The 26,279-nt window shown below is 72.1% G+C and carries 16 protein-coding genes; 3 read left to right on the top strand and 13 right to left on the bottom strand.

Features of this window, described 5'->3' with window-relative positions:
* Window positions 1-4 precede the first annotated feature (4 nt).
* The 4 genes from lspA to J8J14_RS00275 form a co-directional block, all read right to left on the bottom strand.
* Window positions 5-517, bottom strand: a complete 513-nt coding sequence (gene lspA, locus J8J14_RS00290) for a signal peptidase II (protein ID WP_209377429.1) — start codon at window positions 515-517, stop codon at window positions 5-7.
* Entirely contained in the window at window positions 517-3,363 is a 2,847-nt protein-coding gene (ileS, locus tag J8J14_RS00285; protein WP_209377428.1) for an isoleucine--tRNA ligase, read from the bottom strand. The genes lspA and ileS overlap by 1 nt, the downstream gene beginning before the upstream one ends.
* Before the next feature lie 202 nt (window positions 3,364-3,565).
* Window positions 3,566-3,829, bottom strand: coding sequence for a DUF3297 family protein (locus J8J14_RS00280; protein ID WP_209377427.1), 264 nt, complete (start codon window positions 3,827-3,829; stop codon window positions 3,566-3,568).
* A gap of 36 nt (window positions 3,830-3,865) precedes the next feature.
* Entirely contained in the window at window positions 3,866-5,275 is a 1,410-nt protein-coding gene (locus tag J8J14_RS00275; protein ID WP_209377426.1) for a glycosyltransferase family 4 protein, read from the bottom strand.
* 112 nt (window positions 5,276-5,387) lie between these two features.
* On the opposite strand from J8J14_RS00275, the gene J8J14_RS25580 reads away from it, so the two are divergent.
* Window positions 5,388-7,595 carry a glycosyltransferase gene (locus J8J14_RS25580; protein ID WP_209377425.1) on the top strand — a complete coding sequence of 736 codons (2,208 nt, stop codon included), beginning with the start codon at window positions 5,388-5,390 and terminating at the stop codon, window positions 7,593-7,595.
* A 94-nt stretch (window positions 7,596-7,689) separates the two neighbouring features.
* Here the strand turns inward: J8J14_RS25580 and J8J14_RS00265 are convergent, their stop codons facing one another.
* The 5 genes from J8J14_RS00265 to J8J14_RS00245 form a co-directional block, all read right to left on the bottom strand.
* Window positions 7,690-9,480, bottom strand: a complete 1,791-nt coding sequence (locus J8J14_RS00265; protein ID WP_209377424.1) for a polysaccharide biosynthesis/export family protein — start codon at window positions 9,478-9,480, stop codon at window positions 7,690-7,692.
* Window positions 9,470-10,657: a capsule biosynthesis protein gene (locus J8J14_RS00260; protein ID WP_209377423.1), complete on the bottom strand. Its 1,188-nt coding sequence runs from the start codon at window positions 10,655-10,657 to the stop codon at window positions 9,470-9,472. Before J8J14_RS00260 ends, J8J14_RS00265 begins: the two co-directional genes overlap by 11 nt.
* The gene (locus tag J8J14_RS00255; protein ID WP_342452351.1) at window positions 10,626-11,237 is read right to left on the bottom strand and encodes an ABC transporter ATP-binding protein; all 612 of its coding nucleotides are present in this window, start codon (window positions 11,235-11,237) and stop codon (window positions 10,626-10,628) included. Before J8J14_RS00255 ends, J8J14_RS00260 begins: the two co-directional genes overlap by 32 nt.
* A 61-nt stretch (window positions 11,238-11,298) precedes the next feature.
* Window positions 11,299-12,126, bottom strand: coding sequence for an ABC transporter permease (locus tag J8J14_RS00250; RefSeq protein WP_209377421.1), 828 nt, complete (start codon window positions 12,124-12,126; stop codon window positions 11,299-11,301).
* The gene (locus J8J14_RS00245) at window positions 12,123-12,626 is read right to left on the bottom strand and encodes a DVU3141 family protein (RefSeq protein WP_209377420.1); all 504 of its coding nucleotides are present in this window, start codon (window positions 12,624-12,626) and stop codon (window positions 12,123-12,125) included. Before J8J14_RS00245 ends, J8J14_RS00250 begins: the two co-directional genes overlap by 4 nt.
* A 41-nt stretch (window positions 12,627-12,667) precedes the next feature.
* On the opposite strand from J8J14_RS00245, the gene J8J14_RS00240 reads away from it, so the two are divergent.
* Both J8J14_RS00240 and J8J14_RS00235 read left to right on the top strand, forming a co-directional pair.
* The gene (locus J8J14_RS00240) at window positions 12,668-14,470 is read left to right on the top strand and encodes a capsular polysaccharide export protein, LipB/KpsS family (RefSeq protein WP_209377419.1); all 1,803 of its coding nucleotides are present in this window, start codon (window positions 12,668-12,670) and stop codon (window positions 14,468-14,470) included.
* Entirely contained in the window at window positions 14,467-15,240 is a 774-nt protein-coding gene (locus tag J8J14_RS00235) for an SDR family NAD(P)-dependent oxidoreductase (protein ID WP_209377418.1), read from the top strand. Before J8J14_RS00240 ends, J8J14_RS00235 begins: the two co-directional genes overlap by 4 nt.
* A gap of 23 nt (window positions 15,241-15,263) precedes the next feature.
* Here the strand turns inward: J8J14_RS00235 and J8J14_RS00230 are convergent, their stop codons facing one another.
* The 4 genes from J8J14_RS00230 to J8J14_RS00215 form a co-directional block, all read right to left on the bottom strand.
* Window positions 15,264-16,529 (bottom strand): capsule biosynthesis protein, encoded by a 1,266-nt coding sequence (locus J8J14_RS00230; protein ID WP_209377417.1) that lies wholly within the window; start codon window positions 16,527-16,529, stop codon window positions 15,264-15,266.
* 93 nt (window positions 16,530-16,622) lie between these two features.
* Window positions 16,623-17,249, bottom strand: a complete 627-nt coding sequence (locus J8J14_RS00225) for a formyltransferase family protein (protein ID WP_209377416.1) — start codon at window positions 17,247-17,249, stop codon at window positions 16,623-16,625.
* A gap of 197 nt (window positions 17,250-17,446) precedes the next feature.
* On the bottom strand, window positions 17,447-18,766 hold the full coding sequence (locus J8J14_RS00220) for an aminotransferase class I/II-fold pyridoxal phosphate-dependent enzyme (protein WP_209377415.1): 1,320 nt from the start codon (window positions 18,764-18,766) through the stop codon (window positions 17,447-17,449).
* Between the two features lie 2 nt (window positions 18,767-18,768).
* On the bottom strand, window positions 18,769-26,274 hold the full coding sequence (locus J8J14_RS00215) for a type I polyketide synthase (RefSeq protein WP_209377414.1): 7,506 nt from the start codon (window positions 26,272-26,274) through the stop codon (window positions 18,769-18,771).
* Window positions 26,275-26,279 lie beyond the last annotated feature (5 nt).

Below are 26,279 nucleotides of genomic sequence, written 5' to 3'. Positions count from 1 at the left end.
TAGGTCATGCCGCCCGGCCCGGCTCATCCGCCGCGGGCCGCGCCGTCACGGCCTCGACCAGCAGCACGAGCACGCCCAGGACGATGGCGGCATCGGCGATGTTGAACACGTACCAGTGCCATCCCCAGGCATAGGCATCCACGAAATCCACCACGGCGCCGAAGCGGACGCGGTCGATCACATTGCCCACGGCCCCGCCCACGATGGCGCCCAGCGCCAGGGCGGTGCGCCGGTTCTCCGCCTTGGCCATCCAGCGAATGAGGAAGACTGCGATGGCGGCCGCCATGGCCGCCAGCGCCCAGGCATGCCAGGGCTGGCTGCCCGAGAGCAGGCCGAAGGTGACGCCGCGGTTCCAGACCATGGTCAGGTCCAGCCCGAAATCGCCGCCGCCCAGCAGCGGGACATTCCGGCGCTCCGGAAGGTTCACCACCTCCAGGATCCACCACTTGCTCAGCTGGTCCGCGACCAGCACCAGCAAGGCGAGGATCAGCCCGCGCCGGAGATTGAGGGCGGCCATCAGGCGACCGCCGCTTCGCAGCGCAGGCAGAGGGTGGGATGGGCGGCGGAACGCCCGACCTCCGGCAGGACGCGCCAGCAACGGTCGCATTTGTGGCCCGGCGCCGGGGCGAAGCGCGCCGCGGCGTGCTCACCTTCCTCCACATCCTCGCCTTCCGGCTTCGTGCCGAGGAGGGTCAGGTCGGAGGTGATGCAGAGCTCTGCCCAGGGAAGGTCGGCCAGGTCGGCATAGGTCTCGCCCAGGTAGAGCTCCGGCGCGGCCTGGAGGGAGCTGCCGATCGTGCCGGCGGCGCGCGCCTTCTCCAGGGCCGCGGTGACCAGGGAGCGCACGGCGCGCGCCCGAGCCCAGCGGGCGGCCAGGGCTTCGTCCCGCCATTCCACCGGGATCTCCGGGAAGGTCTGCATGTGCACGCTGTCCGCATCCTGGCCGAAGCGGGCGAGCCAGGCTTCCTCGGCCGTGAAGACCAGAACCGGGGCCAGCCAAGTGCAGAGGCAGCGATGCAGCACGTCCAGCACCGTGCGGGCGGCGCGGCGGCGCGGGTCATCCGCGCGGTCGCAGTAGAGGCTGTCCTTGCGGATGTCGAAGAGGAAGGCGGAGAGGTCGGAGGCGCAGAAGTTGTGGATTTCCGGCACGACGCCGGACCAGTCGTAATCCGTGGCCGCGCGACGGATGCGGGCGTCGATCTCGGCCACGCGGTGCAGGATGAAACGCTCCAGCTCCGGCAGCTCGGCGTGGCCGACCTTCTCGGCATCCGTGAAGCCATCAAGGCTGCCGAGCAGCCAGCGCAGTGTGTTGCGGATGCGGCGATACAGCTCCGCCTGCTGGCCAAGGATGGTCTTGCCGATGCGGAGATCCTCGGCGAAGTCGGAATTCATCACCCAGAGGCGCAGGATGTCGGCGCCATAGTCCTTCATCACCTCCTGCGGGGCGGTGACGTTGCCGAGGGACTTCGACATTTTCCGGCCGGACTCATCCAGCACGAAGCCATGCGTCAGGATCGCCTTGAAGGGCGCGATCCCGCGCGTGCCGACGGATTCCAGCAGCGAGGAATGGAACCAGCCGCGATGCTGGTCCGAGCCTTCCAGGTAGAGGTCCGCCGGGAAGGGCAGGTTGTGGTCGGGCAGGCAGAAGGCATGGGTCGAGCCGGACTCGAACCACACATCCACGATGTCCATCACCTGCTCGTACTCGTCCGGGTTCCTCTCATTCCCGAGGAAACGGGCGGCGGCGCCGGGCCTGTACCAGGCATCGGCCCCTTCCTCGCGGAAGGCGCAGATGATGCGGTCCATCACCGCGGGGTCGCGCAGCACCTCGCCCGTCTTCTTTTCGACGAAGACGGCGATGGGCACGCCCCAGGCGCGCTGGCGGCTGATGCACCAGTCCGGGCGCGCGGCGACCATGGAGCCGATGCGGTTGCGGCCCTGGTCCGGCACGAAATGCGTGTTGGCGATGGCTTCCAGCGACTTGGCGCGGATCTGGTTGTGATCGTCCATCGCGATGAACCACTGGGGCGTCGCGCGGAAGATGACAGGCTTCTTGCTGCGCCAGCTATGGGGATAGCTGTGCTTCAGGCTGCCCTTGGCGGCCAGCGTCCCCATCGTCTCCAGCGCGGCCCAGACGGCGTCATGCGCCTTGAAGACATGGATGCCGGCGAAGCCGGCGGCCTGGACGGTGTAGATGCCGTCATCACCCACCATTTCCGGCACGGGAAGGCCATGGGCGCGGCCGAGGGCGAAGTCGTCCTCGCCATGGCTGGGGGCGATGTGGACGAAGCCCGTGCCGGCCTCCGCCGTCACGAACTCGCCGGGCAGCATGGGCACGTCATGGTCATAAGCGCCCCCGCCCGGGCCCCAGCCGCGCAGCGGATGCGCGAGGATGGTGCCGGCGAACTCGCTGCCCTTGATGATGCGGCGGATGGAATGCGCGGCCAGCCCTGTTTCCTTGGCGAAGGCGGGCAGCAGGGGCAGGGCGATGACGAGCTTGTCGCCCGTGGCGAGCAGCGAGCCCTCCTCGATGCCATCCACATGCACCAGCGCATAGTCGATCTCCTCGCCATAGGCCACGGCGCGATTGGCCGGGATGGTCCAGGGCGTGGTGGTCCAGATGACGACGCGCGCCTCCTCCAGGTCCGCCGCGGCCGTCTTCACGATGGGGAAGGCGGCGTGCAGCGTGGCGCTGGTCACGTCGTGATACTCGATCTCGGCATCGGCCAGCGCGGTCTTCTCGACCGGGCTCCACATCACCGGGCGCAGGCCGCGATAGAGGGAGCCGTTCATCAGGAAGCGGCCGATCTCCTCGACGATCACCGCCTCGGAGGTGAAGTCCATCGTGGCGTAGCGGTTTTCCCAATCGCCCAGGACGCCAAGGCGCTGGAATTCCTCGGACTGGATGCCGAGCCAGTGCCGGGCATATTGCCGGCACTCCTCGCGGAACTCGAGAACGGGGACGGAGTCCTTGTCCTGCTTCTTGGCGCGGTACTGTTCCTCGACCTTCCACTCGATCGGCAGGCCATGGCAGTCCCAGCCCGGGACGTAGTCGGCGTCCTTGCCCATCATCTGGGCGGCGCGGTTGATCACGTCCTTCAGGATCTTGTTCAGCGCGTGGCCGATGTGCAGCGGGCCATTCGCGTAGGGCGGGCCGTCATGCAGGACGAATTTCTGCAGCCCCCGGGAATGCTCGCGCAGCTGGCCGCGCAGATCCTGCGCCTTCCAGCGGGCCAGGGTGGCGGGCTCGCGCTTCGGCAGGTCGCCGCGCATGGGAAAGGGGGTCTTGGGGAGGAAGACGGTGCCGCGGTAGTCGCGGCCCCCCTCGGTCTGCTGGCTCTCGGTGGCGGGGGCGTCGGTCATGGTCGGTCCGGATCTCGGGGCCGCACGGCCCATGGCGACGATGGGGGGCGGCAAAGGGCAGGCGCTGAAATTTAACCCCGGCCCTCAGAAGAGGACCGGGCCGGGAATTCGCGCCCGCGCGAGGGCTGGCTGCAGCCGGATGAGCATGGACGCCATATGCGGAGGCGGCACGGGTGGGGTCAAGCGACCCCGCCGCTCCCTGTCAGCCTTCTTCCGCGGGGGACGCGGCCTGGTCCCGCAGATAGGGCTCAACCTTGCCCTGGAGCTTCATGGTGAGGGGCTTGCCGGTGCGGTCCAGCGTCTTGCCGACGGAAAGCCGCACCCAGCCCTCGCTGACGCAGTATTCCTCGACATTGGTCTTCTCCACGCCCTTGAAGCGGATGCCCACGCCGCGCTCCAGCAGCTCGGCGTTGAAGAAGGGGCTCTTCGGATCGGTGGAGAGGCGGTCGGGCAGGGTGTCGGTCATGGAGGCAGGCCTTGCGTGGGCGTCGGGGCGGGGGTGTTAGCGAAGGGCGGCGGCGCTGTCCAAGGCCTCCTCCCCATCGGGGAGGACCGGCTCGGGCGTGCCAGGCTCCAGCGGCACGCCCAGGCGGGCATAGACCTCGGCCAGGCGCCGTTCATAGGCGGCGGCGCTGAACAGCGCGGCCCGGCGGCGGCCGACATGGGAGAGATGGTCGCGCAGCTCCTCATCGGCATCCAGCACGCGGATGCCCTCCACCATGGCGCGCACATCATAGGGGTTCACCTTCACCGCCGCGTCGCCCACCACCTCCGGCAGGGAGGATGTGTTGGAGGTGAGGACGGGGGTGCCAAGGCTCATCGCCTCCAGCGCCGGCAGGCCGAAGCCCTCATAGAGGGAGGGGAAGAGCACGGAGCGCGCGCCCCGGATAAGCGAGACGAGAAGGCGGAAGGGGGCGTAGTCCAGCTGCACGACGCGGCCCAGCCCCTCCGGCACCGGCCCCGTGCTCGGTGCCAGCGGCGATCCCTTGAGGACGTGCTTTGCCTCCAGCAGCCGCAGCTCGGTGTCGGCTTTCCAGGCCTGCTTGCCCAGGATGACCAGGGGCGTGGTGACGCCGGAGGCGAGATAGGCCTCGATCAGCCGGGCCAGGTTCTTCTTCGGCTCGATGGCGCCGAAGAACAGGTGGTAGTCCTTCCAGTTCATGCCGAAGGCGCCGCGCACCTCGTCCCGCGCCACGTCCTCCGGCTTGTTCGCCAGATGGGGCGGCAGCTCCACGGACTGATAGGTGTTCGTCACCTTCTCCGGCGGGGCGCCGAGCAGGGAGATGATGTCCTGGCGGGAGGCCTCGCTCACCGTCACGATGTGGTCGGCCTGGTCCAGCAACAGGCGGCAAAGGCGGTAGTAGCGGCGCTTCTGGTCCAGGGTGGTGAAGGGCAGGCGCAGCGGCACCAGGTCGTGGAAGGTGTAGATATTGCGCGCCCCGGGCACCCTCAGGGGCAGCGGGTAGGTCCAGTGCGCGACGGTGGGCGGGCCGTCCGGCAACTGCACCGGCACGATCTTCGGGCCCCATTTGAAGCGGTTATGCGCCCGGTTGAACACGTCCTCCACGTTCCAGAGTCGGTCGAAATACGGCAGCCGTCCGGCATAGGTGTCCGCCACCACCTGGCCGGTGACGGGGATATCCACCGCCCTCTCGCCCAGGCCCGCCATCATGGTGCGGCGGAAGCGGCGGATGCGGCGCGCCAGGGTCATGCGCTCGATCGCCGGGTCGTCGAAGAAGGCCACCTCGCGCATCAGCGGGGCCCATTTCGGGTTCACATGGCGCCCATAGAGCACCTCCACCGCCGCGCCGGCGGTGCCGAGCCGGTAGGAGAGGTTCCGGGCATAGGTCGAAACCCCCGTCCCGTGCTCCAGGGCGAGGTTGAAGCCGTCGATCAGAATTCTGGGGCGCATCGGCGCCACCCTAGACGATCCTCGGGCGGAGCCGAAGCCGGGCAGGGGTCACACGCTGGTCAGGGCGGTGCGGGCGCGGCATGGTCCGCCCGCAACAGGATGGGGGCTGGCGGTGGCCGAGGACTGGGCTGGCGATACCGAGGATCCGGGCACGCTGCTGGCGCGGGCGGATGCCGCGCGGGACGGTCGCCGCTGGGCCGAGGCGGCCGAGGCCTATGGCGCCTATCTCCGCCTCCGCCCGGATGACCGCGGCATCCTGGTCCAGCGCGGCCATTGCCTGAAGGAGAGCGGCAGGGCCGCCGCCGCGCTGGAACTGTACCGCCGCGCCGAGGCGATGCAGCCGGATGACGCGGACATCCATATCCAGATCGGCCATGCGCTGAAGCTGACGGGGCAGCGTGAGGCGGCGGCCGAGGCCTATGGCCAGGCGCTGCAGATCCATCCGACCGATCCAGATGCCCTGCGTGAGTGGCGCGATGCGCTTTCGCAGCTGCCGCCGCGCGCCGCCACCGGGCCGGTGCTGGACCTTTCGGACCTGGTGAGCTGGTTCTTCCACCGGCGCGCGCCCAGCGGCATCCAGCGCGTGCAGGCCGAGATCGCGGCGGCGGCGGGGGATGTCACCCTCTGCGCCATGCATCCGGATCAGGGTGTCTGGCGGGCGCTGCCCATGGGGCTGTTCCGGCGCCTCCACCAGCTCTCGCGCAGCGGCGCCGATGCGGAGGAGCCGGCCTGGAAGGCCAGCCTGGCCGTGCTGGACGCCTGGCGGCGGGAGGGTGCGGTGCTGCATCCCGGGCCGGGCGCGGTGATCATCACCCTTGGCAGTGCCTGGTGGCTGCCCCGCTACGCCACCGCGCTGCGCGCAGCGCGCGAGGCCGGGGCACGCCACGTGCCCGTGCTGCATGATTGCGGGCCGCTGGTCCTGCCGGGCATCGCAGGCCCGGCCCTGCGTGCCGAATTCGCCCGCTGGTTCTCCACCCTGCCGGTGCTGGCCGATGGCGTGATCGCCGTGTCCCAGGCCACCGCCGTGGAATATCGCCGGCTGATGGGGCGTCACCTGCCGGACTGGCCCGCGCCGCAGGTACTGGTGGTGCCGCCCGACGGCCGGGGCGAGGAGAGTGTGGAGGAAACGGCGGAAGCCCCGCTTCCCGCCGCCCCGGCCTCCGGCGCCTTCCGTCTCGGCGGCCTGTCCCGCCGCCGGGCCCCGGCCGGGGGGCGCGGGGGCGCGGCCCATCCGGACCTGCCGGACGGACCCTTCGTGCTGCTCGTCTCCAGCCTGGAGCCGCGGAAGAACCATCTCCTCGCCCTGACCGCATGGCGGATCCTGCTGGACCGCCGGGGAGCCGCGGGCACGCCGCGCCTCGTCTTTGCCGGAAGGCGCGCGCCGGGCGACGCGCCGGTGATGGAGGCCCTGGCGGCGGACCCTGTGCTGGCCGAGCGCGTGACGCTGCTGCACGATCTGGACGACGCCACCCTGGCCCGGCTCTACCGGGGCTGCCTCTTCACCCTCTACCCCAGCCGGCATGAGGGCTGGGGACTGCCGGTCTCCGAATCCCTTCTCCATGGGAAGGTGCCGGTGGTCTCGGAGATCCCGGCGCTGCTGGAGAGCGGCCGGAACGGCGCGGTGTTCTTCGAGCCGAACAATGCCGAGGACCTGGCCGCCGTGGTGCTGGGGTTCATCGCCAATCCCGCCCGCCTGGCCGCCGCCGCGGCGCGCATTCCTCGCCATGGCGGGCTGCGGCCCTGGGCGGAGGTAGCGGATGACCTGCTTGCCGCCGCGCGCCGCCTTGCCTTCCAGGAGCGGGAGCCGCCGCCGCTGCTACCGCTCTGCGAGCCGCTCTCCCTCGGCCATGGCGGCTCTTCCGGCCCGCATCCGGCCCTGGCCCGCGCCGCCTTCATCCAGGCGGGGGAGGGCTGGCATCCGCCGGAGGCCTGGGGAGTCTGGACCCGCCCCGGCATCGCGGAGCTGCGCCTGCCCGTGCACTGGGACGGCCCGGCGCGCGTCGCGCTGGCGCTCCGCCCCCCGCCGGGCGCGCGGGGCATCCTCCGCGTGAGCCTGGGCCGGCGCGGCGCGGCGGCGGTGGAGCGGGAGAGCAGGGCCGAGGAGGCAGGCGAGATCTCGCTGGAGATCGAGGCCGGGGAGCCCGTGCTTCACCTCACGCTCGAGGCCGATCCCGGAACGCCGCTGCCGCCGGATGAGCAGGGCGTGGCCCTGGAGGTCGGGGTGGGGGTGGTCTCGGTCGCGGTGCTGCGCGGCGGATCGCCCGCCGACCGCCTCGCCTATCTCGAGAAGCGGATCCTCGTTCCGGCCCAGCCGGCCTGAACGCGATCGGGCCGCACCCGAAGGTGCCGCCCGACCGGACGCAAACCGGAAAGTCCGGGCCGGGAGGGGCGGTGCCCCCACCGGCCTTGCGGCGCTACTGGAACACCCGGGCCGAGAGGGCGCTCTGGTAGATGAGCTGCAGGATGTCGCGGCCCACCTGGAAGAGCTTCGGATCCAGGCGCGGCAGGGCGATCAGCTCGTCGCCCGGGCGCGGGCCCTCGGGCGGGTCCAGGATCAGCTCGCCACTGGGGCGGCGGATCATGATGTTCGAGAGATTGCCGCGCTGCGTGAAGCCGCCCGCGAGATTCGCGTAATCCTCGACCCGAAGGTTCGGGCGCCAGACAACGGCCTGGGGCGTCACCACCTCGCCGGCCACCATCACCACCTCGCTCCGCTCGGGGATGACGATGGTGTCGCCATCCATCAGCCGCGTGTCGGTGCAGCGGCCGGAGCTGTCGGAGACGACCAGCCTTCCCTCGGGCTGCACGCGGCGGCCGCGGGAGATGTACTGGGAGACGAGCTGCGCCTCGCTGGCCCGGATCTCGGCCACGCCGGTCGTGAGGGAGGTGGCGTTGAAGAGCTGCCGCTCCAGCCGGTCCAGCGTCTCGTTGATGGTGCGCCGCTGCTGGGCCGCGATGCTCGGGCGCAGCAGATAGACCGACTTGGTATCGGCCAGCACCGGGTCCACAGCCACATGGTCGAGCAGCTGGCAGAGGCCGATATCGCGGTCCGCGATCAGCACGGAGGGGCCGATGCGGCTGCCCTCGATGGTCACGCGGATGGTCTGGGGCGGCGCATCCGTAATGAAGGTCGCCACGTCCTGGTCGAGCAGGGAGAGGCGCCGCAGCTCGGTCACGGTGGTGTAGCGCGACCAGGGCGCGCCGTTGCGCGTGCCGCGCACCACCACATTGGTCGCGGCCGGCAGCGGGGCGGAGAGCTGGACCAGCTCGTCGCCCGGCATGGCGCGGCCCGGCACCTCGAACAGGTAGTTGTTGCGCACGGCGCCATCGGCGCTGACCAGCGCGCCCTGCTTGGCCACAACGATCGTGTCGCCTTCCTGGAACAGGAAGCGGGGCAGGCGGCCGGTGAGGAGGAAGGGGTAGAGGTCCACGGTCTGCACCGTGCGGCCGCCACGCTGGATCTGGATGTCGCGGTAGGAGCCGCGGGCGGGGTCCACGCCGCCGGCGCGGGTCAGGTAATCCAGGATGCTGTCCATGCCCGTGCCGGTGTGGCGGCCGGGGCTGCGGACGAAGCCGGTGACGAAGACGCCGACCTTGTTGACGTTCAGCAGCACGGAATAGACCTGCACCTGCTGCGTGTAGATCCGGCGCACCTCGGCCTCGACCACCTGCTGCAGGTCGCCCGCGCGGGTGCCGGCCACGCGGATCGGGCCGATGGAGGGAAGGAACAGGTTCCCGTCCGGATCAACCTGGCCGATCGCCTCGGATTCCACGGCGCCCCAGACGCGGACGGAAACGCGGTCACCCACGCCGATCACGTAGTTCGGGTTCGGCGTATCCGTGGAAACGGAGGCGCCACGCGTGAAGAGATTGGCGCCGAACACCGTGGTGGCGGGCCCGGGGGCGCGGAGCGGCTCGCCCAGCGGGCCGGTGGCGGTCGGGCCGCCCTCCGCTTCCGTGGCCGTGCCCTGGCGCGTCGTCAGGCTGCCATCTGGCAACAGGGAGTCGATGGTCTGGACCGGCGAGATGGCCGAGGTGCTGGGCCCCAGCCGCCCCGGCACGGGCTGCTGCACATTGCCCCCGCCCGGCAGGGATCCCTGGTTCAGGTTCTGCGCCAGGGCGCCGGGCGGCACCGTCAGCGACAGGGCGGTGATCAGGGCCCGGAGCAGGGCGGGGCCGCGCGTGGCGCGGCGTTCAGGCTGCATGTTCACGGAATCCGGCGAAGATCAGGGAGCCAATGCCATAGATGACTAGGAGCACGGCGAAAACGCTACCCACCGCGAAGCCGGCTTTCGGGAACTGCGCGCTTTCGGCCACATGGGGCTCGGTGATCGGGGCGAGGTAGAGCTGCTGGCGCGCGACGTTCACCCGCGCCGCTTCCAGGCTGGCGACGGCGGAGGCGAACTGGCGGTCGGCGAATTCGCGTTCCAGCAGCAGGCGCTCATAGCCGGCGAGGGTCTGCGGCACCGACTGCTCGCCATTGGTCAGGCGCTGGCGCTCATTGGCGATCTGGTTTTCCAGCGCCGAGATCCGGTTCCGCACCAGCCCGATCTGGGGGTTGTCGGACCGCATGAAGGCGAGCTTCTCGCGCAGTTCGGCGCGGGCCTGGGCCAGGGCTCCTTCCATCGCGGTCACGGCGCCCACATTCGCGGCCGTTTCGCTCGTCGGGTCGATGGCGCGCTGCTCCTGCCGGAAGGAAATCACGGCCTCCCGCGCCGCGATCACGCGGCGTTCCGCGATTGCCACCTCCTCGCGCGCGGTGCCGAGCGTATCCGCCCGCTGGCGCTCGCTCAGGCGGTTCACCAGGTTCTCGGCGATGCGGAGCAGGCCGTCGGCGATCGTCTTCGAATCCTCGGCGCGGAAGCTGCGGACCTGCACGGTCACCGCGCTCGATTCGCTGTCGTACTCGGCCGTCACCATGCGCCGGTAGTAGCGGGTAAGCTGCTCGATGGTCGGCTCGCTCTCCCACAGCATGGCGGGCAGGTCGGCTTCTTCGCGCCGCCAGACATCGACGAGGTTGATGGAACGGCGCAGTTCGCGCACCGCATCCTGCGAGGTGAGGAAGTCCCGCACGGCCATCGCCTCTTCCTGCACGGGCTTGAAGCCCGCGCCGCTGAGAGCGCTGCCCAGGGCGCTGTTCGCCGCGCTGGCGGAGCCGGAGGCGCCGCGCACGAGGAAGCGGGTCTCGCTCGAATACTGGCCGGCGGCGATGCCGTAATAGTAGGCGGCGGCGAGCGCCGTGGGCAGCACGACGACCAGTAGGAAGCCGCGCCACTTGCGCAGGCTGCGCGCCAGCTTCGAAGGACGCCGCTGCGCGGGAACGGAGACACCCGAGCCCGGCGCCGCCGGATCAAAGGCTTTGATAGACGGCGATACCTTCATCGATGTCCTCATACAGCTCGAGCAGGCCGTTCCGGAGCACGACGGCGGTGCGGCAATACTGCCTGATGTGGTCGGCAAAGTGCGAGACCATGAGGAGCGAGGCGTTTCCGAGCCGCTCTTCCAGCATGGTCTGGCAGCGCTGGACGAAGCGCTGATCTCCGGCCGAGATAATCTCGTCCACCAGGTAGCAGTCGAATTTCACGGCAAAGGACAGGCCCATGAGCAGGCGGCCCATCATGCCTGCCGAATAAGTCCGGACGGGTTCGAAGAAATACTGACCGATCTCAGAAAAGGACTGCACGAAGTCGAGCGTCTCGCGCACGTCCTGGCCGTAGATGCGGGCGATGAAGCGCGCATTGTCGGCGCCGCTGAGGCTGGCCTGGAGGCCGAATCCGGAGCCGAGAGGCCAGGAGACGGACATCTCCCGCCGGACGCGGCCCGCAGTTGGTGCCTCCACCCCTGACATGACACGCATGAGGGTGGACTTGCCGGCGCCATTGCGGCCGAGGATGCCGACGGCATCCCCGCGCTCGATCACCGCATTGATGCCCTTCAGGATTTCCCGGCGCCCGCCACGCACGGGATAGGACTTCCAGACGTTCTCAAGGATTAGTGCCATTACAGGAAACTCATCGCCGGGATCAGAAGATCTCGAGCTTACGCCGGGCGGTCCGGAGCGCGAGCATGCCCAGCAGGTTCGTAATCAGGATGCACCAACCAACATATTTGAGGTCGTAATAGGACGGGAAGGCGTTGCCGAAAATGCCCTCGCGAATCGCCTCATGAATGCTGACCAGCGGGTTCCAGAGCAGCGCCTCGCGGGCCCAGTTGGGAAGCCAGTGCAGCGCGAAGAAGGCCCCGGAGAGCGGCATCATCAGATAGGTGATCGGATGGATCAGCCGGTCCGCGCCCTCCCATCGTGAGACGAGGGCCGCAACGCCCATGGAGATGCCATGGCAGAGCACCGCCATCAGCATCAGCGCGAAGAAGACCAGCAGCGGGTTCGCCGGCCAGATGCCCACCAGCCAGATCGCGACGGAGAGGATGAGGATGATCACCCCGACCACCGATGCCGCTTCCAGCAGGTTGCGGGCGATCATCACGTCCACCGGCGTGACCTGGCGGTGGAAGAGCAGGGTGAGGTTCGCGTGCAGCGCGCTGCCGGCTCGGTTCACCATGGTGCGAAACATGAAGAAGGGCACATAGCCCGCGATGCTGAACAGGAAGGGGTTCACCCCGCCCGGCAGGTGCCGGCCATGGGCATAGTGCATCAGCCCGACCATGCAGCCGAGGAAGAGGGGCTCGAAGAAGAGCCAGAGGAAGCCGAGATTGTGGCGTCCGAAACGCGTCTGCATCTCGCGCATGACAAGCGCGCCGATGACACGGCCCTGGGTGGCCATGCCATCGATGATCCAGTGGCGCCGCTCCGGCCGCGAGGGCGGGATCGGCACCATGCCGGCGGCGCTCACGGCCGGTAGACCGCCCCGCCGCGCAGCAGGGACCGCGCCGCGACCCAGCCCTGGGCGGGGTCGTTGCAATAGGTCGCGCCCGGCGCGCCGCCCGGGACGGCGGCGCCGAACTGTACCTCACGGCACTCGCGGCCGGAGGCGGCGTTATAGGCGCGGACCATGCGGGCGGTGACGGTGCGGCCGCCACCGGGCAGCGAGACCGTCTCGACCTGGCCGGCCTGGGCGCGCGCGGCGAAGGCGGCCACCGGATCCGCGGCGCGGACGGGCAGGACCACATTCGTCGCGGGTGGCGGCGAGGTGGGGGCGGGGCCGAGGCCGATCGGGTTCCACCAGCTCTGCTCGGCCGCGCCCTTCGCGCATCCGGCCAGCGCCGGAAGAGCGAGAAGGGCGGCCAGCAACGCGGCATGGCGGGGCGCGGCGCGGCGACAGGCATGGGCCGGTTCCGCCGTCCGGGCCCCCATCCGGGCCCTGGTCGGCCCCAGGGGCATGGCTTGCTTCATGGCGCCAGTTTATCCTACCGCGCCGCACCAAGCAAAACCTCATGACGGCCCAGGGAAACCACGCCGACCTGTCACGCGATACGCACGCCGCCCGCCTGCTCGCCCGCTGGCCGCATCTTCCGGCTTTCTGGCCGGAGGATCCGGGCCTGTTCGCGGCCGGTGGTGCGGAAAGGATTCCGGCCTTTTCACTGGATCCCTTCGCGCCGCCGCGCTTCGCCGGCCGTGATGCCCCCCCCTTGATCCTAACCGGGCAGCCGGTTGCGCTGGAGCCGGGCGAGGCGGCCGGGCTGGCCTCCCTGATTGCCCATGCGCGGCTGGGTGGCGCGCCGGGGCTGCCCGATCCCGGGGCAGGGGCCCTGGCCCTGCCGGAGGGCCGGGCGGTCGTGTTCGACCCCTGCGATCCCGCGCGGCGCATGGAGGGCGAGGCCGCCCTCGCTTCGGCCCGTGCCTCCGGGCGCCCGGTGGTCCTGGCGCGCGATCCTTTCGCGGAGCGGGCAGCGCCGCCTGTGCTTGCCGCCCCGCCTGGTATCCGCGCCCTTCCCCAGCCGCTCTCGCCCTGGACCCTGCTGGAGGGTGCCGGGATGCTGCATGGCGCCCGGCCCTTCATGGCGGCCCTGGCCGAGGCGGCGGGGGTGGCGCATGACCGGCCAGGGGAGCATCTGGCACCCCTCCTCTCCCGCATCCGTGCCGCCGATCCCTTCCGGCGCCGACCATGGAGCCGCGCGGAGGGCTTCGCCCTGCTGGCGGATTGGGTGGCGGCGGAGCGCGCGAACCGGGGGATATCGGCCTGCATAGGGATCGCCCGCTGGAAGCGCCGCCAGGTGGCCGCGCTGCTGGCGCATGAGGGCGGCGCCCCGGCCTTCGCCGCAAACATCCCCCGGGCGATCGAGAGGGCGCGGGCCGAGGGCGGGGCGGTCCTGGCCTGGGCAGCCTCCTGCCCCGATGATCTGGCTGGGGCGATTCGGCGCCAGGGGGTGGAGCTGCGCCTGCTGGAGGATGGCTTCGTTCGCTCGCGCGGGCTCGGGGCGCGGTTCCTGCCCGGCGCCTCCTACAGCCTGGATGGCCGTGGCGCCTATTACGACCCGCGTCAGCCCTCCGACCTGGAGGTCATCCTGGCGGAGGAGCGCTTCGATGCGGGGCTGCTGGCCCGTGCGGCGGCGCTTCGGGAACACATCGTCCGCCGCGGCGTCTCCAAGTACAACCTCGCCGCCCGGGGCAGCCTGCCCGAGATCCCGGCGGGGCGGCGCGTGGTGCTGGTGCCGGGGCAGGTGGAGGACGATGCCTCCGTGCGGCTGGGCGGGGGCGGCCTTCGCTCCAACCTCGATCTGCTGAAGGCGGCCCGGGCGGCGGAGCCGGATGCCTTCATCCTCTACAAGCCGCATCCGGACCTGGAGGCGGGGTACCGGAAGGGCCGGCTGCGCGCCGCGGAGCTGGAGGGGCTGGCGGATGCGGTGGTGGGCGGCGTTCCGCTGCCGGCGCTGCTTCCGAAGATCGACGCGATGCATACCCTCACCTCGCTCTCGGGCTTCGAGGCGCTGCTGCGGGACAAGCCCGTCACCTGCTGGGGCCAGCCCTTCTATGCCGGCTGGGGGCTGACCGATGACCGCGCGCCGCTGCCGCCGGGCCGGCGGAGCGTGGCCCGCAGCCTGGACGAGCTCGTGGCCGCCGCGCTCATCCTCTATCCCCGCTACATCGATCCCGTGACCCTTCTGCCCTGCCCGCCGGAGGTGATGATGGAACGGCTGGACGACCCGGCGGCCTGGCGCATCTCCCCCCTGACCATCCACCGGGGGATCGAGGGCTTCATCCGCAGCACGCTGGCGCGGATCGGGGGGCGTCGGTGAAGGGCGGGGTGATCATCTCCGGCGCCTCGCGCGGGCTGGGGGCGGCGCTGGCGCAGCGTTTCGCCGCGCCGGGCGTGACCCTGGGCCTGACCGCGCGCAGCGAGGCCGGGCTGCGCGAGACGGCCGCGGCCTGCGAGGCGCGGGGCGCCACCGTTAGGATCGCCGCCCTGGACATCCGCGATGCTGCGGCGGTGGAGCGCACCGTGCTGGCCTGGGATGCGGGGGCGCCGACCGTGCTGGTGATCGCCAATGCCGGCATCGCCGCCGGGCGCCGTTCGGACGGGCGGCGGGAGGGCGTGGCGGAGGTGACCGCGCAGGTTTCGGTGAACCTGCTCGGCGCCGTGAACCTGGTGGGGCCGCTGCTGCCGGCGATCCGGGAGCGGCGCGCCGGGCGGATCGGGCTGGTGGCCTCGGTGGCCGCCTTCCGGGGGCTGCCGGACAGCCCGGGCTACTGCGCCTCCAAATCCGGGCTCTGGGCCTGGGGGCAGGCGATCCGGGCCGATCTGGTGGGAACGGGGGCCGGTGTCACGCTCATCGCGCCAGGGTTCTTCGAGAGCGCCATGGGGCAGGCCTGGCGGGGATCGCGCCCCTTCTCCCTTTCCACGGACCAGGCCGCGGCGCGGATCGAGCGCGCCCTGCGGGCCGGGCGGCCGGGCTGCAGCTTTCCCCTTCCACTGGTCCTGGGCTTGCGGGCGCTGTCCTTCCTGCCGGCACCGCTGGCGGATCGCGCCGTGCGGCTGCTGCGCTTCCGGATAGACGCGGAGCACTGACCCCGGGCCGCCCGGAAGAGGGACTAGAGCAGGGGCGGCGGTGGCTCGATCACGGGCTGGTTGACCAGCCCATGGTGCAGGCGGTGCGCCGCCGCCTCCACCGCCACGTCCAGGCCGGGGCGGGCATAGTAGACGCCGCGGATATGCAGGCAGTGGACGATGCCGCGCAGGAAGGCCTCGCGCAGCTCCGGGTTGGGAGGGCGGCCCTCGCTCCAGAAGCTGTCGAGCGGGCCCTCATGGGCCAGGCCGGGGATTTTGTAGAGGGCCTCGCCCATGGCGAAAGTGGGCAGCCGGTCCACGATGGCGCGCAGCCCGACCGTGCTGTTGATGGTGATCACGCCCTGCACGCTCTCGGTGATGTCGCCGAGATTGCCGCCGCCGAGATAGTGGACGCGGTTCGCTACCCCGGCCCGCTGCGCGATGCGGGTAACGCGCCGGTGCCAGTTCTTCACCGCCGGGTCCAGCGGATGGACCTTGAAGAGCAGCTGTGCATCCGCCGGCGCATGAGCCGCGAAGGAGCGGGTGACCTCCTCGATCGCGGTGTCGAGGTCCGCGTAGTTCGAATAGGCGCGGACGGAGAAGTCAGTCTCCATCTGCATGGCCATGAGGAAGAGCGGGCCGCCCTGCTTCTTCAGCTGCGCGATGATGCCATCCGCCCGCCTGTTCGCGCGGCGCCGCGTGACGATGCGGTAGAGCGTGCCGGCATAGACCTGGAACGGATGGTAGATCTGGTGGCTGTCATAGTGCCGGAAGAAGCCCGGTAGCAGCGAGAGCAGATGGTAGGAGACGTCCAGCACGGCCTGGTTGAAGAAGCTGTCGCGGTGGCGGACGGCCAGGTCGGGCGGGGGCAGGGTTTCCGCCAGGGCGAGGATGGCCTGCGGATCACGGGGAAAGAGGCTGTCGCGGCCGAGCCCGTTGAACTCGAAGGTGATCCAGTCCGGGCGCAGATAGCCGAAATCGGTGGCCACCACGGCGATGCCACGCTCCCTGGCGGCGGCGATGGCCACGCGGTGGTAATAGCGCTGCTCGCCCAGCAGGATGATGTCGGTGATCCCGTGAGTGTCGAGGAAGCGCTCGATGAAGGCGGGCCAGTCCTCCTTCCGGGCGGTGAAGTCCACGGCGCCCGGGCCGCGCCAGAAGAGCTTGTCGCCCAGGCACAGGTTGATCCGGTGCACGGCATGGCCAAGGGCCCGAAGGCGGGCCCCCACCTCATGGAAGAACGGGGTGATGGGTCCCTGCAGGAACAGGAATCGCCTCGGGCGCGGGGCGTTTTCGGGTTCCGCTGGCACGTCCCGATCCATATGCGCGGCGCCGGGGGAGGACAATCCCATCCCGGCACTGGCACGGCGTTGCCTGGCGCGGCTCCGAAACGCCTTCCGGCCTCAGGGACGGGCCCTCAGCGCGGCCGGGATATCACCCGCGGCGACCAGGCGCACCCCGCGCCGGCGGCCTTCCCGCAGGGCCGCACGGTCCGGAAAGGGGCAATAGGGCAGGGGCTCCACCTGGCGTTCCTCCGCCTCCCCCTGCGACAGGCCCTCGATCACCCGGGCGGCCAGGGGAAGCGCGGCCTGGTGGAGCAGGCGTGCGGCGGTGGAAGCGCTGGTGCCGGGCGGCAAATCCACGGCCTGCTGGGCCAGGATCGCACCCGCATCAATGCGCGGGACGAGGCGGTGGATGGTCACGCCATGGGCGGGTTCCGCCTCCATCGCCGCCCAGAAGCCGGGGATCGGGCCCCGGTGCCGGGGCAGCATTGAGGGGTGGATGTTGATGCCGCCACGGGCCGGGATGGCCAGGGTGGCGGCGGTGAGGATCTGGTCGAAATGGAACGTGACGACCAGTTCCGCCCCAGCCTCGCGCAGGCTCCTGTGGAAGGCAGGGCCGTTCACATCCTCCACCACCATCGCGGGAATTTGATGATCCCGGCACAACCGCAGCAGCGGGCCCGGGCGTGGCGAAAGCCTGGAGAGAAGCTGCGGCAGCGCCATGTTGACCGCGAGATAGCCGAGCATGCGGGGGCCGGAGCGGCGGAGGTGTCGCCAGCTCTGGCCCAGTGAGCCGCCGGCGCTGCGGCGATAGGGGTTGGAAAGCCCGACCAGGGCCAGCCTGTCCCGGTGCGCGGCGGCGAAGGCGGCGACAGCCTCCGAACTCGCCGCGCTGGGCAGGGTCAGGAGGGCGAGGCGTGGTGCGCGCCGCGCCGATGCCTCCGTCAGCTCGCCAGCTCCGACGGGGCCACCCCGGCCGCCGTCTCGGCCACGATGTCCAGGGCCCGGTCGATCTGCTCCGGCGTGTGCTCGGCCGAGAGAAAGAAGCGCAGCCGCGCCGCGCGCTCGGGCACCGCGGGGAAGGTGATGGGCTGCACGTTCACACCACGCTTGAACAGCTCCGCCGAAAGCCGTCCGGCCCGGACGGAGGAGCCGGTCATCAGCGGCACGATGGCATGGCCGCCCGAGGCGCCGGCATCCAGGCCGCGTGCGCGCAGCCCGTCGCGGAAGCGGGTGGCGTTGGCGTTCAGCCGCTCCACCCGCCAGGGCTCCTCCCCCAGGATCCGCAGGGACTCGATGGCGGAAGCCGCCAGGACCGGGGCGAGGCCCACGGAATAGACGAAGCCCGGCGCGGTGTGGCGGAGCCAGTCGATCAGCTGGCGCCTGGCCGCGACATAGCCGCCGCAGGAGGAGAGGCTCTTGGAAAGGGTGCCCATCCAGATATCCACCCCGGACGGGTCCACCCCCTGCAGCTCCGCGATGCCGTGGCCGGTCTGGCCGAGCACTCCCATGGAATGCGCCTCGTCCACCATCAGCCAGGCATCGTGCCGGCGGGCGATCTCAATGAAGCGGGCGAGGTCGGGGACATCGCCATCCATGGAGTAGTGCCCCTCGATCACCAGCAGGGCGCGGCCCGCGCCGCGGCGGGCGGCGGCCAGCTCGCGCTCGGCGGCCTGGGGGTCGTTATGCGCGAAGGGCAGGCGCCGCGCGCCGGAGAGGCGGGCGCCCTCCACGCAGGAATTGTGGATCATCGCGTCGTGCACGATCACGTCGCGCGGGCCCATGATGTGGCCGATGACGGTCACGTTCGTGGCGTGGCCGGAGACGAAGCAGAGGGCGCCTTCGGTGCCGTAATGCGCCGCGATGCCCGCCTCCAGCTCCGCATGCAGCGGCCGCTCGCCCGAGACGATGCGGGAGGCGGAGGCGGAGATGCCGTGGCGTTCGATGGCGGCATGGGCCGCCGCCTTCACGCGCGGGTCTCCGTTCAGCCCGAGATAGTTGTAGGAGGAGAAGTTCAGGAACTCTTCGTTCCCGATCACCGTGGTGGCGGCGGCCACGCCCTGATGCGGCCGGAAGAAGGGGTTCGGAAGGTCGAGCGCCTCCATGGCCGTCTTCATCAGCTCGAAGTCGCGCACCGCCGGGAGATCGGCGAAGGAACGGCCGCCCTCGCTCCCGCCGCTCTCCTCCTGCCGCGCGCGGCGCTTGGAGAGGCGTTGCAGGAGGGCGAGGCGTGCCGTCGCAGACAGGCCGAGGCCTTGGTTCACGCTCAGGTCTCCATCGCGCCGGGGCGCGTCATCGGTACGGGCTCCGGGCCGGCCATGGCGGGCTTCCCGGCGGGCGGGGCCGCGCCCATCGTCTCGGGCAGGGTGGCCGCATCCGCCGGGGTCGGCTCCGGCGGCGGCAGGAGGCCGGCCGCCGTGGTCGAGCCGGGCTCGAAGTGCTCGATCAGCGTATCCAGTTGGGCTTCCCGTGCCCCGCCTGAAAGACCCTCCACCATCCGCGCGGCCAATCCGGCGATGGTGAGGTCCTCCGTCACGGCGGAAAGGGGCACGGACATGCCGAGCCTTGCCTCCAGCGCGCCCCGCAGCTCCAGCCCGCCCAGGCTGTCCAGCCCGAGGCGTGCGACCGGCGCATCGGGGGCGATGCTCTCGGGCGGCAGCCGCAGGATGCGGCCCAGTTCCTCCGCCCCGATCCGGGCCAGCAGGGCCTGGGCCTCGGCGGGCGGCAAGGAGAGGAGATGCGCGCGCATATCGGCGATGTCGGACGCCGTTTCCTCGGCCCGGCCGCGCAGGGCGGCGAAGGCGGGTTCCCGCAGCACGGCCAGGGCGGCCCCGGCGCGCTTCCAGGCGACCCGCGCCAGGGAGACGACCGGCAGGCCGGAGCCGATCAGTTCCGGCAGGCCTTCCAGGGATTCCCGCGCCGTCATTGGCTCCACGCCCAGGCGGCGGGCGAGGGTGCGCGCCGTGTCGGCCTCCCGCGCCAGGATGCCGGCATCGGCGATGGGGCCCCAGCCCACGGCCAGGGCCGGGCGGCCCCGCGCGCGGCGGCGGCGTGCCAGCGCCTCGATCGCCGCATTGGCCGCGACATAGTTGGCCTGGCCGGGATTGCCGAGCGGCGTGGTGGCCGAGGAGAACATCAGGAACAGCTCCAGCGGGTCCCCGGCCGTCAGGTGATCCAGGTTCTGCGCCGCTTCTAGCTTGGGCGCGAGGAGGCGGGCGAAGCGCGCCGCATCCATGGCGCTGGCGGCGCCGTCATCGAAGACCGTGGCCGCATGGACCAGGCCTGTGATCGGCCCCTCCTCCCGCAGCGCGGCGAGCACGGTGCCCAGCGCGGCGGCGTTGGAGGCATCCACCGCATGGGCGCTGGCGCGCGCGCCCAGGGCGGCGAGGGCGGTGAGCGCCTCTCCCACGCCCGGCGTGGCCGGGCCGCGGCGGGAGAGCAGGGCGAGGCGGGTGGCGCCGTTCGCCGCCAGCCACTTGGCGCATTCCAGGCCGAAGCCGGAAGTCCCGCCGGTGACGAGGATGGTGCCCTTGGCCGAGGCCTCCAGGGACCAGGCGGGCGCCGGTGCGGCATCCCCGCGCGGCGGCAGGACCACGATCTTCCCGATATGGCCGCTGGCCTGGAGCAGGCGGAAGGCACCTTCCGCATCCTCCGCCGCGCGGCGGGCGTAGGGAAGGGGGCGCAGGTCGCCGGAAGCGAGGCGGCCGCGGATGGATTCAAGCAGCCGCGCGGCCTCGGCCGGGCGGGCCTTGGGCAGCTGGTCCACATCGACGCCGAAATAGGTGATGTTCCGGCGGAAGGGGCGCACGGCGATGCGCCGGTCCTCCGCATAGTCGCGCTTTCCCAGCTCCACGAAGCGGCCGAAGGGCCTGAGCAGGGCGATGGAGCGCTCCATCGCGTCCCCGGCGAGGGAGTTCAGCACGACATCCACCCCGTCCGGCCAGTGCTGGCGCAGCGCGTCGTCGAAGCCGGAGGCGCGGCTGTCCAGCACGATGTCGGCCCCGGCGGCGCGCAGGAAGGCCCGCTTGGCGGCGGTGCCGGCGGTCATCGCCACCTCGGCCCCGGCGGCCTGGGCCACCTGCAGGGCGGCCAGGCCGACGGCGCCCGCGCCGCCATGCACCAGCACCCGCTCGCCCGGGGCGATGCGCGCGCAGGTTTCCAGCGCATAGACGGCGGTGAGGAAGGCCACGGGGATGGTGGCGGCCGCCGTGAAGGTCAGGCCCTCGGGGATCGTGGCCAGGGCCTGGGCACGGGTCAGCGCCCGGCTGGCCAGGGCGCGCGGCGCGAAGCCGAAGACCCGCGTGCCCGGGTGGAAGGGCGTGCCGGGGCCGGCGGCCTCCACGATGCCCGCGCATTCCATGCCCAGCCCCGCGCCCGCGAAGCCGTCCTTCAGCGTTTCCTCGGGAAGCAGGCCCTGGGCCCACATCAGGTCGCGGAAGTTCAGCCCGGCGGCCTCCACGCGAATCCGCACCTCGCCCGGGCCGGGCTGGGGCAGGGGGCCCATCGGCTCCCAGCCGAGGCTGGCGAGGGCGCCGGGCTGGCGCACCACCAGCCGGGACGCCGTGGCGGCGCGGGGCGGGTAGCCCTGGGCCAGGCGCGGCACGCGGCGGGCCGAGAGGCCGAGCACGATCTCCGGTTCATCGCCGGGCGCCAGAAGCTCCGCCAGCAGGCGGCGCGCGGCGGCGGCAGGGGCCAGGGCGGCATCGATCAGGATGCGGCGCGGGGACAGGTCCGGCATCTCATTGGCCAGCACCCTGCCCAGGGCACGCACCGCCTCGGCGGTGGGGGTTTCCGGCCCACCCTGGGCGATGAGGGCAAGGCCCGCGCAGCTGCCGGACGCCGTGCTGGCCAGCTGCGTGATGCCGGCCAGGGTGGTGGAGAGGGCCTGGCCCGCCGGATTGGCCAGGGCCAGCACCGCCGCATCCCGCAGGGCGCGGGGCGGAAGAGCAGAGGCATCCTCCAGCCGGTGGGATTCGACGGCGGCGCCCGCGCGCTCCAGCGCGGTGGCAAGGGCCTCCCCCAGCGGCGCCGCGCCGGTATCGGCCAGGAGGATGAAGCGGCTGCCGGGCCTGGCCTTGGGCATGGCCGGAACCGGTGCGGGACGCTGGGCCGCGACCAGCAGGGCGGGCCAGGGCGAGGCGCGCAGCGCCTCGGTCCGGGCCGCGGACCAGCCGCCCTCCTGCAGCGCATCGCGCCAGGCGGTGGTGCCGGGCAGGGCCGGCATCGCCCAGCTCTCGGGATCCTGTCCGCGCAGGAAATCCACCAGCCGGCCGGGAAGCGGTTCCGCCAGGAGGAGCGTGCCGCCCTCGGCCAGGGCCTCGGCGAGGCTGGGCAGGATGGCGGTGCCGATGCGCGCGCGCACGGCCGTGTTCACCCCGACCACCAGATCGGCCGTCACGGGCGGCGGGGCGCTGCCCGCCGGATCCCAGTCAAGCGTGGTCACCTCCACTCCCGGCTGCGGGCTGGGTGCGGGCCGGGCGGCCCCGGCCAGCATGTGCATCACCCGGTGGCCGGAACGGGCCAGCCCGGCGGAGAGATGGCGCGTGACCGCCGAGCCGCCGAGATCGAGGACGCGCAGGGGCCGGTCCGAGGGCCAGGCCGCCGCGATGGTGCTGGCGGCATCGGCGACGACCTGGGCCAGCCGGTCATAGGCCGCCGCTTCCTCGGAGACGCGGAGCCTCGCGCTTTCCGGGGGAAGATGGCCCGAAAGTGCGTCCGGCAGGCGCTCGGCCGCGAGGGCGAGAAGGGAGAGGTCCTGGGCGAGGGCCGGGCGCTCGATGAGGACGGAGCGCCAGATATCCTCCGGAGCCGGCAGGTCCGCCTCCGGCAGGAGGCGCCAGCCCGCTCCTTCCCGCGTCGCGAGCCCGTCCTCCTCCAGGGTCCGCAACAGGGCGGCGGCATAGGGGGTGGTGGGCAGGATAGGCTGGCCCGGATGGGACGCGGCCGATGTGGCGAAGGCGCGGATGGTGGCGGAGGCGGCAAAGCCCTCCAGCAGCAGGGCCGGTTCCGACAGATCCAGCGATTCGTCGCGGGCCCCGGCGGCGAGGAGCGCGAGGTCGAGGGCGCGGGTCCGGTCGGGGCAGGGAAGGGCGGGGTCGATCGCCGGCAGGTCCTCCAGCCGGAAGGCGACAGCTTCGACGGCCTCTGAGCGTCCGAGGCGGGCGCGCTGGAACCACACGCCCTCGGCCACGGCAATGGTCTGGCCGGCGGCATCGGCCAGGACCATCCGTGCCTCGGCGGCGCGCTCGCCGGCATGGGTGAGGGCGAGGGCGGCGCGCTCGGCCGGGCTGGCGTCGCGGCGGACCACCAGGCGCTCGAAGCGCACCGGCACCAGCGCCTCGCCCGGGGTTTCGCCCAGGCGCGGCTCGCCCGGCGCGGCCGGACGGTCGGCCAGGAGACCGATCAGGCCCTGCATGGCCCCGTCCAGCCGCACGGGGTGCAGGAGGAAGGCATCGTCGGCCGGCGCCTCCGCCGGAAGGCCGAGCGCGACCTCGCCCGTGCGGCCCGACGGGGCGATGTCCACATGGCGCACGGGGCGGAAGGCCGGGCCGTATTCCAGCCCGCAGCGGGCCGCCACGGCGTGCAGGCCGGGCTCCTCCACGCGGCGCGCCTCCTCCGGGGCGGGAGGGAGCGATGGCAGGGCATCCTCCGTGGCCGGGCGGAGCAGGCCGCGGGCATGGAGGGACCAGCCCTCCCCGCCCATGCGCCGGCGGGATTCCAGGCGGAAGGTGCCGTCATCGGCCAGTCGGAAGCGGATCTGCTGGCTGCCGCCTTCGGCGCCCGGGCCGCCCTGCGGGATGGGCAGGGGGCGGAGGATCTGGAAAGCGGAGAGCTCCAGCGTCTCGGCCTCGGGATAGCGGCGGGCGGCGGCGGCCAGCGCCATCTCGGCCATGCCTGCGGCGGGAAGCACGGCCTCCTCGCCCAGGCGGTGATCGGCCAGCCAGGGCATCAGCGCGGAATCGAGGTTCCGCGTCCATTCGGCGAAGCCATCCTCCGCCGCGCCAGCGCCGCGGCGGAAGCCCAGCAGCGGGTGGTCCAGCGCCGGGTCATGCAGGTGCATGGCCTCATGCGTGCCCGCGAACCAGTGGCGGGTGCGGTGATAGGGGGTGGCGGGAAGGCCTCGCCGCGCAGCGGGGCCGGAGAAGGCGGGCGCGCGGCGCGGATCGGCACCCATGGCCGTGGCGCGGTCCGCGATCAGCGGGATCGGGTTGCCCGGGGCATCGCGCTTGGAGAGGCTGGCCAGGATCGGCGCCTCGGCCTTCGCCGCGCGAAGGATCTCGCGCAGATAGGATTGCAGGATCGGGTTGGGCCCGATCTCGATCACCGGGCGCGCGCCGAGCCGCCCGGCTTCGGCGGCCGCATCGGCGAAGCGCACGGGGGCGCGGAGGTTCCGCCACCAGTATTCCGCATCCGCCGGCGCATCGAGCAGGGCGCCGGTGACCGTGGAGAGGAACGGGATGCGGGGCGCGGCGGGGGCCAGGCCGCGCAGGGATTCGCGCAGCACGCCCTCCACCTCGTCCATGGCGGCGGAGTGGAAGGCGTAGTCGAGGTCGAGCGGGATGATGGTCAGCCGCTCGCGCTTCGCCGCGGAGACCAGGCGGAAGATGGATTCCGCCGGACCCGCGATGGTGAGGGCCCGGGGCGCGTTGCGCGCGGCAATCTCGAGCCCTGGGCCGCATTCCGCGAGAAGCGGCGCCGCCTCGTCCTCGGTGGCGCTGAGGGCGGCCATGCGGCCCTTGCCGCGCGTGCGGGCCTGGGCGGTGGAGCGGGCGACGATGAGCTGGGCGGCGCCGGGCAGGTCCAGGATGCCGGCCGCGAGGGCGGCGGCAACCTCGCCGACGGAATGGCCGAGGACCAGGCCGGGCGCGATCCCCTCATCCGCCAGGGCGGCGACAAGGCCGTGCTGCACGGCGAAGAGGGTGGGCTGCGCCACCTCGGTGGCGGCCAGGGCCTCGGCGGTCAGCCCATCGGCGATGGCGGCGGCCACCGACCAGCCCAGGCGCGGGGCCAGCGCGGCATCCGCGGCTTCCACCGCCTCGCGGAAGCTGCGGGAATGGGCCATGGCCTCGCGGGCCATGCCGGGAAACTGCGCGCCATTGCCCGAGAAGGCGAAGACCGGGCCGGCCACGCCGCGCGCGGCCGCGATGGCGGTGCCCTGCACCCCGGCGGCTTCGCCGGCCGCGAAGGCGTCCAGCGCCTCGGCCAGGCTTTCCGCATCGTCGCCGCGCAGGACGAGGCGGTGCGGGGCGAGGTCCCGGTGGCGGGCCAGGCCGCGCAGCAGGGCGGGGGCACGGGCCGGTTCCGCTCGCAGCCTGGCCGCCCAGGAGGCGGCGGCTCGGGGCAGCGCTTCGGCGGTGCGGGTGGAAAGGATGAGCGGCGGCATCGGGGCCGGCGCTTCCGGCGCCACCCTGGAGCGACGGAGGGCAGGGGCGGCTTCCAGCAGGACGGAGGCGTTGGTGCCGCCGAAGCCGAAGGAGTTCACCCCGACCACCGGGACCTTGCCCGGCAGGGGCTCCGGCGCGGTGGGGACGCGGATGTTCAGCCCTTCGAAGTCGATCCGGGGATTGGGGTCGTCGAAGTGCAGGTTTGGCGGGATCACCCGCTTCTCCAGCATCAGCAGGGCCTTGATGAAGCCGGCGATGCCCGAGGCGGTCTCGAGATGGCCGATATTGGACTTCACCGAGCCGACGGGCAGCGGGGCGGTGCGGCCGGTGGCGTCCGGCACGGCCAGGGACTGGCCGATGGCCTGGGCTTCCACCGGATCGCCCGCCTGGGTGCCGGTGCCATGGGCCTCGAAATAGCTCACCCGGTCCGCGGCCAGGCCGGATTCGGCCAGCACGCGGCGGATCAGCGCCGCCTGGGCCTGGGGATCGGGCAGGGAGAGGCCGATGGAGCGGCCCACGGCATTGACGCCCGCCGCGAGGATGACACCGCGGATCGCATCGCCATCCGCCAACGCCGCCGAGAGCGGCTTGAGGATGACCACGCCCGCTCCTTCGCCGCGCACATAGCCATCCGCCCGGGCGGAGAAGACATGGCAGCGCCCGGTGGGGGAGAGCATGGATGCCCGGGAGAAGCCCGCGAAGGCATAGGGCGAGAGCAGGAGCTGCACGCCGCCCACCAGCGCCGCCTCCACGCGCCCGGCCCGGAGGGAATCCACCGCGAGGGAGAGGGCGACGAGGGAGGAGGAGCAGGCGGTGTCGATCGTCTGCGCGCCACCGCGCAGGTCGAAGACATTGGTGATCCGGTTCCCCAGGATGGAAAGGGTGTTGCCGGTCATGAAGTAGCGGTCGGCGCCGGCCGGGTCGGAGAGGCGCAGTTCGGCATAGTCGGTGGAGGAGCCGCCGACGAAGACGCCGATTTCCCGCCCGGCGACGGAGGAAGCGGGCCAGCCCGCATCCTCCAGCGCTTCCCAGGTGATTTCCAGCAGCAGGCGCTGCTGCGGGTCCGCCTCCGCCGCCTCGCGCGGGGAGAGGCCGAAATGGGGGGCATCGAAGCCCGTCACGTCACCCAGATGGCCCGCTGCGAAGCTGTAGGCGCGGCCAGGCTCCCCACGGCGGGGATGGTAGAACCAGTCCTGGTTGAAGCGGTCAGCCGGAAGGGTGGAGACCGCGTCCCGCCCCTCGGCCATCAGCGACCAGAAGGCGTCCAGATCCGGGGCACCGGGGAAGCGGCAGGCGGCGCCGACAATGGCGATGGGCTCGCCTGGCGCATGGCCCGCGCGGGCATACGGACGGGCGCCCTGGCGACGGGCAGGGGCGGAGCGTGTCACGGCGG

The organism is Pararoseomonas baculiformis (assembly GCF_017813395.1).
GTDB lineage: Bacteria > Pseudomonadota > Alphaproteobacteria > Acetobacterales > Acetobacteraceae > Roseomonas > Roseomonas baculiformis.
The sequence above is the reverse complement of the archived record's forward strand: the minus strand, read 5'-3'. Positions and strand labels throughout refer to the sequence as shown.

What these genes read in the sequence shown, in the direction of transcription:
- lspA (WP_209377429.1), bottom strand. Translation starts at nt 517, where the DNA reads ATGGCCGCCCTCAATCTCCGGCGCGGGCTGATCCTCGCCTTGCTGGTG.
- ileS (WP_209377428.1), bottom strand. Translation starts at nt 3,363, where the DNA reads ATGACCGACGCCCCCGCCACCGAGAGCCAGCAGACCGAGGGGGGCCGC.
- J8J14_RS00280 (WP_209377427.1), bottom strand. Translation starts at nt 3,829, where the DNA reads ATGACCGACACCCTGCCCGACCGCCTCTCCACCGATCCGAAGAGCCCC.
- J8J14_RS00275 (WP_209377426.1), bottom strand. Translation starts at nt 5,275, where the DNA reads ATGCGCCCCAGAATTCTGATCGACGGCTTCAACCTCGCCCTGGAGCAC.
- J8J14_RS00265 (WP_209377424.1), bottom strand. Translation starts at nt 9,480, where the DNA reads ATGCAGCCTGAACGCCGCGCCACGCGCGGCCCCGCCCTGCTCCGGGCC.
- J8J14_RS00260 (WP_209377423.1), bottom strand. Translation starts at nt 10,657, where the DNA reads ATGAAGGTATCGCCGTCTATCAAAGCCTTTGATCCGGCGGCGCCGGGC.
- J8J14_RS00245 (WP_209377420.1), bottom strand. Translation starts at nt 12,626, where the DNA reads ATGAAGCAAGCCATGCCCCTGGGGCCGACCAGGGCCCGGATGGGGGCC.
- J8J14_RS00240 (WP_209377419.1), top strand. Translation starts at nt 12,668, where the DNA reads ATGACGGCCCAGGGAAACCACGCCGACCTGTCACGCGATACGCACGCC.
- J8J14_RS00225 (WP_209377416.1), bottom strand. Translation starts at nt 17,249, where the DNA reads ATGCTCGGCTATCTCGCGGTCAACATGGCGCTGCCGCAGCTTCTCTCC.